Source organism: Citrobacter sp. S39 (genome assembly GCF_009495675.1).
In the GTDB taxonomy this organism is placed as follows: Bacteria; Pseudomonadota; Gammaproteobacteria; order Enterobacterales; family Enterobacteriaceae; genus Citrobacter; species Citrobacter freundii.
This window is the reverse complement of the sequence record NZ_CP045555.1, coordinates 816,937-829,988: the sequence shown is the minus strand read 5'-3', so window position 1 is coordinate 829,988 and position 13,052 is coordinate 816,937. Positions and strand designations below refer to the sequence as shown.

Annotated in this window: 9 protein-coding genes; 1 reads left to right on the top strand and 8 read right to left on the bottom strand. The window is 52.1% G+C overall.

Going from position 1 to position 13,052, the window contains the following annotated elements; all coding sequences use genetic code 11:
• Positions 1-27: 27 nt before the first annotated feature.
• From glnG to glnA, 3 genes are all read right to left on the bottom strand, one after another.
• Positions 28-1,437 (bottom strand): nitrogen regulation protein NR(I), encoded by a 1,410-nt coding sequence (gene glnG, locus GFB57_RS03815; RefSeq protein WP_003028633.1) that lies wholly within the window; start codon positions 1,435-1,437, stop codon positions 28-30.
• A gap of 10 nt (positions 1,438-1,447) precedes the next feature.
• Positions 1,448-2,497 (bottom strand): nitrogen regulation protein NR(II), encoded by a 1,050-nt coding sequence (gene glnL / locus GFB57_RS03810; protein WP_003028636.1) that lies wholly within the window; start codon positions 2,495-2,497, stop codon positions 1,448-1,450.
• A gap of 281 nt (positions 2,498-2,778) precedes the next feature.
• A complete protein-coding gene (gene glnA / locus GFB57_RS03805) occupies positions 2,779-4,188 on the bottom strand; it encodes a glutamate--ammonia ligase (RefSeq protein WP_003028638.1) in 1,410 nt (469 codons plus the stop codon).
• A gap of 380 nt (positions 4,189-4,568) precedes the next feature.
• On the opposite strand from glnA, the gene typA reads away from it, so the two are divergent.
• Positions 4,569-6,392: a ribosome-dependent GTPase TypA gene (gene typA / locus GFB57_RS03800; protein ID WP_003028641.1), complete on the top strand. Its 1,824-nt coding sequence runs from the start codon at positions 4,569-4,571 to the stop codon at positions 6,390-6,392.
• A 70-nt stretch (positions 6,393-6,462) separates the two neighbouring features.
• On the opposite strand, the gene ompL is transcribed toward typA, so the two are convergent.
• The 5 genes from ompL to GFB57_RS03775 all read right to left on the bottom strand — a co-directional run bounded on the left by ompL (position 6,463) and on the right by GFB57_RS03775 (position 13,045).
• Complete coding sequence (gene ompL, locus GFB57_RS03795; protein ID WP_003028643.1) at positions 6,463-7,155, bottom strand: porin OmpL; 693 nt, start codon at positions 7,153-7,155, stop codon at positions 6,463-6,465.
• 66 nt (positions 7,156-7,221) lie between these two features.
• Positions 7,222-8,643, bottom strand: a complete 1,422-nt coding sequence (locus GFB57_RS03790; RefSeq protein ID WP_003028645.1) for an MFS transporter — start codon at positions 8,641-8,643, stop codon at positions 7,222-7,224.
• 46 nt (positions 8,644-8,689) lie between these two features.
• Positions 8,690-10,072 (bottom strand): MFS transporter, encoded by a 1,383-nt coding sequence (locus tag GFB57_RS03785; protein ID WP_003028647.1) that lies wholly within the window; start codon positions 10,070-10,072, stop codon positions 8,690-8,692.
• Between the two features lie 45 nt (positions 10,073-10,117).
• Entirely contained in the window at positions 10,118-12,154 is a 2,037-nt protein-coding gene (locus GFB57_RS03780) for an alpha-glucosidase (protein ID WP_003028650.1), read from the bottom strand.
• A 48-nt stretch (positions 12,155-12,202) separates the two neighbouring features.
• Positions 12,203-13,045: an aldose-1-epimerase gene (locus GFB57_RS03775; protein WP_003028652.1), complete on the bottom strand. Its 843-nt coding sequence runs from the start codon at positions 13,043-13,045 to the stop codon at positions 12,203-12,205.
• Positions 13,046-13,052 lie beyond the last annotated feature (7 nt).

The window sequence follows — 13,052 nt, the reverse complement described above, 5'->3', positions numbered from 1 at the left end:
TATCAATCTTTACACAGTGACGAATCGTCACTCCATTCCGAGTTCTTTTAACTTACGCGTCAAGGTATTACGGCCCCAGCCAAGCAGGCGTGCGGCTTCCTGTTTGTGCCCCTGGGTATGACGTAGCGCGGTGGTCAACAGCGTGCGCTCCATTTCCGGTTGAGCCTCAGAAAGCAGGTTTTGATGACCGGAACGCAAGGCCCGGTCTGCCCACTGTGCCAACAGGGTTGCCCAACTGTCTGGTTGCATATGGGACGGTGCGTCAGGCACGGTGGTTTCAAACAGCTCGGCTGGTAAGTCCTGAATTAGTACTTCCTGGCCGGCGGCCATGACGGTTAACCAGCGGCAGGTGTTCTCAAGCTGACGCACGTTACCCGGCCAAGCCAGACGGGTCAGCGCCGCCTCGGTCTCCGGGTGTAATTGTTTGGCTTCAACCCCCAGTTCGTGCGCGGCCTCCTGCAGGAAATGGCGCGCCAGACGTGGGATATCTTCCCGACGTTCACGCAGCGGCGGCAAATGCACGCGGATGACGTTCAGACGATGGAATAAGTCCTCGCGGAATTTGCCTTCCTGTACGCGTAGTTCCAGATTCTGGTGCGTGGCGGCGATAATACGTACGTCCACCTTCACGGGCGCATAGCCGCCAACGCGGTAAAACTGTCCATCGGCTAATACGCGCAATAAACGCGTTTGCACGTCCAGCGGCATATCACCTATTTCATCGAGAAATAGCGTACCGCCGTCGGCCTGTTCAAAGCGGCCCTGACGAATGGTATTCGCCCCGGTAAACGCGCCTTTCTCGTGACCAAACAGCTCAGATTCGATCAAATCTTTTGGGATTGCCGCCATGTTCAGGGCGATAAACGGCGCTTTGACGCGTGGGCTATGACGGTGCAGCGCATGGGCGACCAGCTCTTTACCGGTCCCGGACTCCCCGTTAATCAATACGCTGATTGACGATCGGGACAGGCGGCCAATAATGCGAAAGACGTCCTGCATTGCCGGCGCTTCGCCGATGATGTCGGTTGTTGGGCCGTTGATCTGAACATTGCGCGGCTGCTGCTGTTCCTGATAATGGCTGATGGCACGTTCGACCAGCGCCACGGCTTCATCAATATCAAAAGGTTTGGGCAGATAATCAAACGCCCCTTGCTGATAGGCGCTGACGGCAGCATCCAGATCGGAGTGCGCGGTCATTATGATGACCGGAAGCATCGGATGCCGCTGTTTAATCTGTTTTAACAGCGTTAGACCGTCCATGCCCGGCATGCGAATATCCGACAACAGTACGTCAGGCGTTTTGCTGGCCAGCGCGTCCAGCACCTCTTTACCACTTTCAAATGTGGTACAGCTTAGCCCTGCCCCTGCGAGCGCACGTTCAAGCACCCAACGGATGGAACTATCGTCATCAACGACCCAGACTATTCCTCGTTGCATAAACGTCACCTTATTTCCTGATAGGCAGGTAAACCGAGAACTCGGTATGACCCGGCCAACTGGTAAATTCAATTTTGCCGGAATGTTGATCAATTAAATTGCGGGCGATGGATAATCCAAGCCCGGTACCGCCTTCGCGACCGCTGACCATTGGGTAGAACAGCGTGTCCTGCAAATGCGAGGGAATACCCGGACCGTTGTCCTCAACATCAATCCGTGCCGCCAGGCGATAACGTACGCCGTGCAGCGTGAGCTGAAACGCGGTGCGGGTACGCAGAATGATCTCACCGCCTTCCGCTCCCAGCGCCTGCAAAGCATTGCGCACGATGTTTAACAGAACCTGCTCGATCTGGTCCGGGTCGTGCAGTAATTCGGGCAGACTCGGGTCGTAATCACGAATCAGCGTGACGTTTTCCGGGAGCTCCATTGAGACCAGCGCCACCACGCGCTCCGCCACCTTGTGAATACTTTCTGTGACATGCATGCCAGGCTGTTGTGGTCCCAGCAGACGGTCGACCAGATTACGCAGGCGGTCGGCCTGCTCAATAATGACTTTGGTATATTCGGTCAGCGCCGGGTCCGGAAGCGCTTTACTGAGAAGTTGCGCCGCACCGCGCAATCCACCCAGCGGGTTTTTTATTTCATGTGCCAAACCGCGCACCAGATCGCGGGCGGCAATCTGCTGAGCGTGCTGGAGCTGCTCCTGACTCAGACGGCGCTGGTTATCCATTGGCGCCATCTCCAGCAGGATAAGGCCATCAGGCAGCCTCTGAGCGGTCACTGAGAGGATATGTGAGTGGCTGTCTATCACCAGCGTCACTTCGTTATCCGTAAAGCCCTGGCCTGCTTCCAGGCTCTCTCGCATCAGCCCGATGTTTAAGGAGAAATAACTCAACAGATCGGGAAGCGGTGTACCAAACAGTTTGCGGGAGCTTTGGGCGAGCAGCTGCTGTGCCGCCGGGTTGGCGTAATGTACCGCCAGTTCATCGTCGACGAGCAAAATGCTGTTGATTAAAGAATTGAGGATCTGCCCAGCATCGGGCAGCGTGCCGGTTGCCATTCAGCAGTCTCCTGAAAAGTGTTGCACCAATTTAGTGCATTATAGCTTTTTACATCAAAAAAGCGCGAGAAAGCAGGTTGTTAGTGGAGAAAAAAGCCCATCCTGGGATGGGCTACAGATGACTGGCAAACGCAGATGCCGGATGGCGGCTTTGCTTTATCCGGCCTACAAGGTGATGTTACCGGTAGGCCTGATAAGCTTGCGCCATCAGGCGTCCTATCATTCGCCATCGATCTCAAGCCTGCCTGAGCAGGCTAAAAGTTCCACGGCAACTCAAACGATTAAACGCTGTAGTACAGCTCAAACTCTACCGGGTGCGGAGTCATACGCACACGGTCATCTTCTTCGCGACGCAGCGTAATGTACGCATCGATCGCTTCATTGGTGAACACGCCGCCTGCAGTCAGGAACTCACGGTCCAGATCCAGTTCTTTCAGTGCTTCTTCCAGAGAACCAGCAACCTGTGGGATCTCTTTCGCTTCTTCCGGCGGCAGGTCGTACAGGTTTTTGTCCATGGCTTCGCCCGGGTGGATCTTGTTCTTGATACCGTCAAGACCAGCCATCAGCAGTGCTGCGAAGCACAGATACGGGTTAGCAGCCGGGTCCGGGAAACGCACTTCAATACGACGCGCTTTCGGAGAAGCAACCACCGGAATACGGATAGAAGCAGAACGGTTACGGGCAGAGTAAGCCAGCATTACCGGCGCTTCGTAACCTGGGACCAGACGCTTATAGGAGTTGGTGGTCGGGTTAGCCAGGGCGTTGATCGCTTTAGCGTGCTTGATTACACCGCCGATGTAGAACAGCGCCTGCTCAGACAGACCCGCATATTTGTCGCCAGAGAACAGGTTTACGCCGTTCTTGGACAGGGACATGTGGCAGTGCATACCGGAACCGTTATCACCGAACATCGGTTTTGGCATAAAGGTCGCGGTTTTACCGAAACGGTGCGCAACGTTGTGCACGACGTATTTGTAGATCTGAATTTCGTCCGCTTTTTTGGTCATGGTGTTAAAGCGGGTCGCGATTTCGTTCTGGCCAGCGGTCGCCACTTCGTGGTGATGCGCTTCAACAACCAGGCCCATCTCTTCCATGATCAGACACATGGTAGAACGGATGTCCTGAGAAGAATCTACCGGAGGAACCGGGAAGTAACCGCCTTTCACACCAGGACGGTGACCTTTGTTACCACCTTCGTATTTGGTGGAGGAGTTCCATGCGCCTTCGATGTCATCGATTGCCACGTGGGAACCGGAAATAGACGCGCCGAAACGGATGTCGTCAAACAGGAAAAATTCTGGCTCTGGCCCGAACAGAACGGTGTCTGCGATGCCGGTAGAACGCAGATACTCTTCAGCGCGTTTTGCGATGGAGCGCGGGTCGCGGTCATAGCCCTGCAGTGTACCGGGTTCCAGGATATCGCAACGGATGATCAGGGTAGACTCTTCATAGAACGGGTCGATGAGTGCAGTCGACGCATCTGGCATCAGAACCATGTCTGATTCGTTAATGCCTTTCCAGCCACCGATTGAGGAGCCGTCAAACATTTTGCCTTCTTCAAAGAATTCGGCATTTACCTGATGAGCAGGAATAGTGACGTGCTGTTCTTTACCTTTGGTATCAGTGAAGCGCAAATCAACAAACTTCACTTCGTGTTCGTTCAGCATCGTCAAAACGTGTTCAGCGGACATACTTACTCTCCCGGATTGGTCATGGTCGTCGTGGTAACGAAGTCTTCAATTCTGCAAAAAATTGGCCGTGTCGCCGTAAAAAATATAAAGCGAAATCTGTGCCAACTTTTAAATTGCCCCTAAAAGGCGTTATCATGCGCACTATCGTGCAAAGGGGCTGCACCATGAAGGTTGTATTGCACCATTATAGTGCTTTAATGTGAACATTAAGCACCATATTGGTGCAAAGCATGTCAGATTACCCCTTTTAACGCTCCGTGAATGTGATCACAAAGAAACTCTGCAATACTTGTTTGCGGAGGATGTTTGTGATCCTGTTTTGTACTGCGATTAATCCGTGTACAATAACGCGCTATTTCTAAAATGCCTGAGGCAAAGTTGTGATCGAAAATTTGCGTAACATCGCCATCATCGCGCACGTAGACCATGGTAAAACGACCCTGGTAGACAAGCTGCTCCAACAATCCGGTACGTTCGATGCACGTGCTGAAACCCAAGAGCGCGTGATGGACTCCAACGATTTGGAGAAAGAGCGTGGGATTACCATCCTCGCTAAAAACACCGCTATCAAATGGAATGACTACCGCATCAACATCGTTGATACCCCGGGGCACGCCGACTTCGGTGGTGAAGTTGAACGTGTAATGTCCATGGTCGACTCCGTGCTGCTGGTGGTGGATGCAATGGATGGTCCGATGCCGCAGACGCGCTTCGTGACCAAAAAAGCCTTTGCCCATGGCCTGAAGCCAATTGTTGTTATCAACAAAGTTGACCGTCCTGGCGCTCGTCCTGACTGGGTTGTTGATCAGGTATTCGACCTGTTCGTTAACCTCGACGCTACCGACGAACAGCTGGACTTCCCGATCGTTTACGCTTCCGCGCTGAACGGTATCGCAGGTCTGGATCACGAAGATATGGCTGAAGACATGACTCCGCTGTATCAGACCATCGTTGATCGTGTACCGGCTCCGAACGTAGACCTTGATGGCCCGCTGCAGATGCAAATCTCTCAGCTGGACTACAACAACTACGTTGGCGTAATCGGCATCGGCCGTATTAAACGCGGTAAAGTTAAACCGAACCAGCAGATCACTATCATTGATAGCGAAGGCAAAACCCGTAACGGTAAAGTCGGTAAAGTTCTGACTCATCTGGGTCTGGAACGTATCGAGAGCGATATTGCCGAAGCCGGCGATATCATCGCGATTACCGGTCTGGGCGAACTGAACATCTCCGACACCATCTGCGATCCGCAGAACGTCGAAGCGCTGCCGGCTCTGTCCGTTGATGAACCGACCGTAACCATGTTCTTCTGCGTAAACACCTCTCCGTTCTGTGGTAAAGAAGGTAAATATGTTACCTCTCGTCAGATCCTTGACCGCCTGAACAAAGAGCTGGTGCACAACGTTGCGCTGCGCGTTGAAGAAACCGAAGATGCGGATGCGTTCCGCGTATCCGGTCGTGGTGAGCTGCACCTGTCTGTTCTGATTGAAAACATGCGTCGTGAAGGTTTCGAAATGGCGGTTTCCCGTCCGAAAGTTATCTTCCGCGAAATCGATGGCCGTAAACAAGAGCCGTTCGAAAACGTAACGCTGGACGTCGAAGAGCAGCATCAGGGTTCTGTCATGCAGGCTCTGGGTGAGCGTAAAGGCGACCTGAAAAACATGAATCCAGATGGCAAAGGCCGCGTACGTCTTGACTACGTGATCCCAAGCCGTGGTCTGATCGGTTTCCGTTCAGAATTCATGACCATGACTTCCGGTACCGGTCTGCTGTACTCCACCTTCAGCCACTACGACGATGTTCGTGCGGGTGATGTGGGTCAGCGTCAGAACGGCGTACTGATCTCTAACGGCCAGGGCAAAGCAGTTGCGTTCGCACTGTTCAGCCTGCAGGACCGCGGTAAGCTGTTCCTGGGTCACGGTGCTGAAGTTTACGAAGGCCAGATCATCGGTATTCACAGCCGCTCTAACGACCTGACTGTAAACTGCCTGACCGGTAAGAAACTGACCAACATGCGTGCGTCCGGTACTGACGAAGCAACGGTTCTGGTTCCGCCGGTTAAGATGACTCTGGAGCAGGCTCTGGAATTCATCGATGACGACGAACTGGTAGAAGTTACTCCAACCTCTATCCGTATTCGTAAGCGTCACCTGACTGAAAACGATCGTCGCCGTGCAATGCGTGGCGCGAAAGAAGAGTAATTAACGCTCTTTCTCAGGTAAGCATAAAAAAGCCGCTGATTATCAGCGGCTTTTTTTATCATCAGCAGTATCAGAAGAAATACTTTGCCCCAACACGAATCTGGTTTTGTTCGCGATGATAAGGTTCAACATTGCGATCTAACCAGCGTAATTCCAGGTAGGGCAACCAGTGTTCATTGATCCGATATTTAAAGGTATTGGTAATTTCCCAGTGATGATCTTTTCCGTTGCTGCTATTGAAGTCATTGACTCGCATAAAATAGTGCGGTTCAAAGGTATAGGAAAATTTATCGGTAATGGCAAAGTTCCAGTAGTTACCTATTTCATAGGTATCATTATTATCCAGGTCACCGTTCAGGTCGGTTGAACTGTAGTTATTATGATTATATCGATTACGCACGGTAAGATTAAACCATGGTGTAAATTTATAGTTAACATCCAGATAAACAGCACCGCCAGAACCAATACTCTTATCGTTTATTAGCCCGCCAGGTTGGATTGTTAATTTATCTGTCGGTTTAAATAACGGATACCAGCCCTCTATTTCGTTATAGCCGTGTTTTAGCTCATCCTTGCGTTGCATCGTGTAGGTGTTGGTGAGCATGATACCTGCGCCCATATCAGAGTTATAGCCGACGCGCATCATGACCTCTATTTGATCGGACGCCAGATTATATGCTTCCCGGTTTTCTACATAGGCTCCAGCGAAAGCAGAGGTTGATACCACAGAGGATAAGAAAATTATTGTCGTTAATTTTTTCATGATAAATCCATTTTTTAAGCGTAGGGAGGCCGCCATCCATTGGGATGGAATAGGCGGCTATTATTTTTATACGTTTACAGCAGAGGTATTCTTTTTATTGGTAATAGGGTCCGGTTGGATATTGTTTTTCTTCCGTTGGCTGATTTCCTCAATAATAAAAGCAAAACGTGTTTCGTTGAGTTTATAAAAGAAGCCCATTGTGAGTGCTGCAATAATTGCAAGTCCGCAAGGCCAGAGAAAAATGAGTTGACGCAAACCGAGCAGGGTAGCATCGCTCTGGGCTATGTTGGGGATATAACCGATTTGTGTCAGCATAATCCCAGGCAGGAAGCCTGCGAGCGCCGCGGAAATTTTGCGCGAAAAGGTATAACCCGTATATACCGAACCTTCCGCACGGATCCCCGTCTTCCATTCGCCATAATCGACCGTATCCGGAACCAGCGCCCAGTTCAGGCTGTTAACAAAAGCGGTTCCGAAGAAGGCCATGCAAGAAAACATCACGAATAAAAATGACGTGCTGCCCCAGAAAAAGTTCAGCACATCGCCGATTGCCCATAGCGCCAGACCGCCGAGGTAAACCTGTTTTTTACCGAAGCGTTTTACAGCTGTGGGAACCAGCAGTACCCCAACCAGAATGCATCCCATGCTGAAGAAACCCATCCACGACAGCAGATGTATATCGTTCAGCACGTACTGGGTGTAATACACCTGAATCGCCAGCTTAATGTTGAATGCCGCCAGCGTGCACAAGTTGGCAACACATAGCACCAATAGTGGAGGGTTACGGAAAATGGCGCAGAACGATTTGAGAATACTGGGTTTATGGTGATCCGGTACGATTTCGATATAGCGTTCCTTCACACCGCTAAAGCACCACCACATACTGAACAGTCCGCAGACAGAGAAGAGCAGTGCGGCAATCAGATAACCCAGCGAAGGCGAACTGACAAATAGCGCCTGAATTGGCATAAAGCCAACGGTACACAGTAACAGGCCTACGGTAGCGCCGCCCTGACGCCAGGCGGCGAGCTGAGCGCGTTCATGTGGATTTTTAGTAATTGCAGGCACCATCGCGCCGTAGGAACAGTTCATCAGGCTATAGAACAGGCCGAACAGCATGAACAACACCGTTGCCAGTCCCGTTTTCACTGTTAGCGTAAATCCTGTCGCTAAAAACTGCGCGCTGGCGACGACGGCGACAGGAAATGACGCATACAAAATAAAGGGTCTGAATTTCCCCTTTGCGCCAATATTACGCCTTGAGTCCAGCAACACGCCGGTCAGAATATCGGTGAAGGCGGTGAAGAACTTCGCTACTAAAAAGATAATCCCACCGTACCAGGCCGGCATCCCTAGTTCATCGGTATAAAATTTAAGCAGATACAGCGTGCCGATACACAGCATCAAATTTGAGCCGAAGTCACCCACTCCGTAGGCGAATTTTTCACGCAGGCTCAGTTTTAGCGTTAGCGGATCATGAAAAGACATAATCGCTCCTCAATAGCGCCCCGTAGAGCGCTATTCATTATTATTATCAAACGGTTTGTTTACGCGCTTCTATCTCTTCAACGATGCGGACATACATCTTCTCGTTAAGGTTGTAGAAACAGCCCATAGCTACAATGGTGATCACCGCCAACGCGCAGGGATAAATAAAGATCAGCTGACGCAATCCTTCGACCGTACTGGCAGATTGCACCACGTTGGGGACATAGCCGATTTGCGTCAGCATCCAGCCGGGGAAGAATCCTGCCAGCGCTTGTGACACTTTACGAAAGAAGGTGAAGCCGGTGTATACCGTTCCTTCCGAACGTACGCCGGTACGCCATTCGCCATATTCCACCGTGTCAGAAACCAGTGCCCAGTTCAGGCTGTTGACGAATGCTGAGCCGAAGAACGCCAAGCACGAGAAAGCGACAAAGCTGACGGAACCGCCGCCAAAGAAGTAGTTCAGCAGATCGCCCGCGACCCAAATCAACAAACCGCCGATGTAGACCTTTTTCTTGCCGAAACGTCTGACCATTCCCGGCATCAAGAAGACACCGATGAAGATACAGCCCATGCTGAAAAAGCCCATCCAGGAAAGGAGGATCGGGTCGTTCAGTACGTACTGGGTGTAATAGACCTGAATCGCCAGCTTGACGTTAAACGCGCCAAGTGTGCAAAGGTTGGCAACGCACAGAATAAACAGCGGGCGGTTACCTGCGATGGCGCGGAAGGATTGCAGCAATCCCGGTTTTTGCGCGGCATCAACGGGTTTCACTTCCACGTAGCGTTCTTTAACCCCGGCATAGCACAGCCACATAAACAGCAAGCCGAACAGAGAGAATAAGGTGGCGGCGAAGATATAACCCAACTGTGAGTTGCCTTCGATCAGGTTCATTACTGGCACAAAACCGACGGTGCACAGCAGCAGGCCAAGAGTGGCTCCGCCCTGTCGCCAGGCTGCCAGCGAGGCGCGTTCGTCCGGGTTTTTGGTGATCGCGGGGACCATCGCACCGTAAGAGCAGTTCATCATACTGAAGAACAGTCCGTACAGCATAAACAGTACCGTTGCCATCACCGTTTTACCGGTGACTTCAAATGGTGTACCGACAAAGTTCGCAATCGCCAGCAGCGTCACTGGAAATGCGGCATACAGAACGAACGGGCGGAATTTGCCTTTCGGGCCGATTTTGCGGCGCGAGTCGAGCATAATCCCAGTCCCCATATCGGTAAACGCGGTAAAAAACTTGGCGATAAGGAAAATGATACCGCCATAAGTTCCAGGTAAACCAAGAACATCGGTATAAAACTTGAGTAAATAGAGCGTACCTATGTCCAGCAGGATATTGGAACCTAAATCACCCATCCCATAGGCGAGTTTTTCTTTGAACGGCAAGCGTAGGGTTGCCGGATTAGAAGAGGTCTGACTCATTATTATTCTCCATGTGCCCGTGAGTCTCCCCACGGGCGAGCCGTTTTAGATGTTGCGTAAAGTGGCAAACAGTGACGCCCATTCACTCTTCGCGCGATAAAACACCGGAGGCTTGCCAATCGGCGCATCCACGGTAATTTCACCGCCCTGATAGGTTTCCCCGGTCCAGACATTTATCCAGCTATCTTCCGGCAGATACAGGGTCCAGTCGGATTTGCCTTGCTCGTGAACTGGCGCGACCAAAAGATCTTGTCCCAGCAGATACTGATATTTCAGGGTATAGGTACGCGCATCGTCTTCGTAATGCAGGAACAGCGGACGCATCACCGGCAGACCGGTAGCGCTGTTTTGCGCGACGGCCTGTTTGAGATACGGTTTCAGGGTGGTAAACACGGTGGTCATTCGTGCAAAGTGGGCGATGGTTTCAGCATCACCATCAAACTGCCAGTTATCGCTTGGGCGGTTACCCTCGTGGGTACGCATCATCGGCGTGAAGGCGCTGAAGTCACACCAGCGCAGCAGCAGTTCTTTGCTGCGTTTCATGTCAAACAGGGTGGTGTAGCCGCCGATATCGCTGTGGTGCAGACCGTGACCGGTCATCGCCAGTGAGAGCGCCGCAGGAACGACGGAAGCCAGACCGTCGTCAAGGCTCCAGTCCACGTTCTGATCGCCCGCCCACATCATTGTGGAGTATTTCTGGCTGCCGGTGTAACCCGCACGCATAAAGAACAGGATCTCGCCGAGTTTGCCGGTCTCCTGTAGCGCTTCGTAGTTACATTTCGCCCACAGTGCGGGCCAGGCGTTGTGCATGATCTCGGCGCTGACGCCGTTGTGCAGATACGTATCTGTCGGCAGGTATTCGCCAAAATCTGCCATCCAGCCGCCGCAGCCCAGTTCGATCATGTTTTTCTTGATGACCTCTTTGAACCAGTCGTAGGCTTCCGGGTTGGTCAGATCGACCACGCCGCCGTAAAACTCGCCAAACTCTACGAGGTAATCGCCGCCGGATGCATCTTTCGCCAGATAACCGTGTTTGGCCGCTTCGGCACAGAGATCTTTATCGCTGGCAACATACGGGTTGATGTAGGAGAGGAACTGCACGCCTTCTTCTTTCCACTGCTTAATACGGCTATCCAACTGCGGATAATTGTCGCTGTTCCATTTCCAGTTCCACATCACGCGCTTGCCAAAGGAGGTCATGCGGATCCCGGACCAGTCCTGCGCCCAGATGCCGTTTACTTTCACGCCTGCGTTACGCATGGTGTCCAGTTTGCTCTGGCAAACCTCAGTACCGCCCTGAATACCGAGCGTGACGCCATCGTAGATCCAGTCCGGCAGCTCCGGCTGGCGTCCTAACAGCGCAGTCAGTTTTTCCAGCAGAGAGATGTAGGTATCAGCGCACTCAAAGCGCAGGGTGGTTTTGTCCTCCCACAGCGCCAGTTCGTGATACTCCGGCGCGCTGAAGTCGAAATTCATATAGCAACTGTTATCAACGTGGCAGTAGTACTTCTGCGTGCTGACGAAGGTCGGCTGTGGGAAGAAGGTCCAGTAGTAGTCGCCACCGGCGTTCTCTTTACAGTCGGCTTGCCAGGTGACATAGCTGTTTTTGTTTCGGCCCACGCCCTGTTCGCTGGTCCACAGCGGGAACGGCTTACCGCGTAAGTCGAAATAAGAGAACTGTTCGCCGCAGCCGTAAATATGATCGTCCGCCCTGGCGGCCAGACGCAGCCAGATGCGGTTATGGTTGAGATCGCCGTTGTGCAGATCCAGCTTCAGGCGACCCTGTTCATCGGTGGAAATATGCAGCGTGGCGTTGATGGTATCACCGCGGCTGAAATGCACCCGCCAGCCGTCTGGGGACTCGCTTACCGTGGCGCCAGTTAGAGCAATCTTCTCATTGAGCCTGTCTTTAATGCTGAAGTTGCCGCGAAACATGTCAATGTCGGCAACGCCAGCGCCGACCCACAGGCAGGGCGTTTCTGTGCTGTGGCGTAAAATCAGGCGTTGGTGGTACGTTAAAGCAAATCCATCAGGTAATGATTTGAGTTCTAAGGCGGTTGACCGTTGTTGTAGCGAATTCATTGTCGTCTCCGTAAAAATAGGGTAATTCGGTAATTTGTCGGAAATCTGTTATTCACTGCCGATTAAAAAATGCATCTGATGTTGTTCTCCGGGCGCGAGATGAATCAGGCTAATTCCGGAGTTAAAGGCGTCAGGCGGGCAGGTCATCGGTTCAACCGCCAGGCCACGCCGTGCTAATTTTTCGCCGGTATACACTTGCAACCAGGGCTGGTGGCTGCGTAAAAAAGTGGACATGTTTTGCGATGGGCTGGTCATCCTGACTTCCCACTCAGCGTCAGGTGGCATAGTCCTGAACGTATGATCGATAGCGGTCTGCGCAATGCGTTGCGGCTTGGTGAAATATCGTTCATCACATGTTTCTTCACTCACCGGGAGTGTTAATTCACAGTCATCAATAGGTTGCAGATTGCAGGTTAAATAGGGATGTGCTCCCGCGCCATACGGCGCGATTTCATCACCCACATTCTGTGTGCGGATAAAAACTTGCAGTCCACGGGTTGCCTCCAGTCGGTAAATCACCTCTGAAACCAGCGCGAAGGGATAACCATAAGAAGGCGGCAGAAAAATCGTCAGCGACACTTCCGATGCCGACTGCTGGTTAATCTGCCAGTCCCGCCAGGCCAGTAACCCATGAATGGCGGTATGAGAAACCGAGTCGTTAACGGCAAGCTGGTAATCCTTGCCGTTATAGTGATAGCTGCCGTCTACAACGCGGTTTGGCCAGGGGATTAACACTTTCCCCAAGTGTGCCAGCGGCATTTCTTCCGGTTTGTGGGGAATAACGATATGACGCCCACGGTGCGTCAATTCCGCTAGCCCAGCGCCAACCGTGACGATTTTCGCCTGGTAGTGTCCGGCCTGAAGATGAATGGTTTTTCCACCGCTATGCATGGCAGCC

Bases quoted from the DNA above. Each gene is read 5' to 3' on its own strand.
- glnG (WP_003028633.1), bottom strand. From the start codon at position 1,437: ATGCAACGAGGAATAGTCTGGGTCGTTGATGACGATAGTTCCATCCGT.
- glnL (WP_003028636.1), bottom strand. From the start codon at position 2,497: ATGGCAACCGGCACGCTGCCCGATGCTGGGCAGATCCTCAATTCTTTA.
- glnA (WP_003028638.1), bottom strand. From the start codon at position 4,188: ATGTCCGCTGAACACGTTTTGACGATGCTGAACGAACACGAAGTGAAG.
- ompL (WP_003028643.1), bottom strand. From the start codon at position 7,155: ATGAAAAAATTAACGACAATAATTTTCTTATCCTCTGTGGTATCAACC.
- GFB57_RS03790 (WP_003028645.1), bottom strand. From the start codon at position 8,643: ATGTCTTTTCATGATCCGCTAACGCTAAAACTGAGCCTGCGTGAAAAA.
- GFB57_RS03785 (WP_003028647.1), bottom strand. From the start codon at position 10,072: ATGAGTCAGACCTCTTCTAATCCGGCAACCCTACGCTTGCCGTTCAAA.
- GFB57_RS03780 (WP_003028650.1), bottom strand. From the start codon at position 12,154: ATGAATTCGCTACAACAACGGTCAACCGCCTTAGAACTCAAATCATTA.
- GFB57_RS03775 (WP_003028652.1), bottom strand. From the start codon at position 13,045: ATGCATAGCGGTGGAAAAACCATTCATCTTCAGGCCGGACACTACCAG.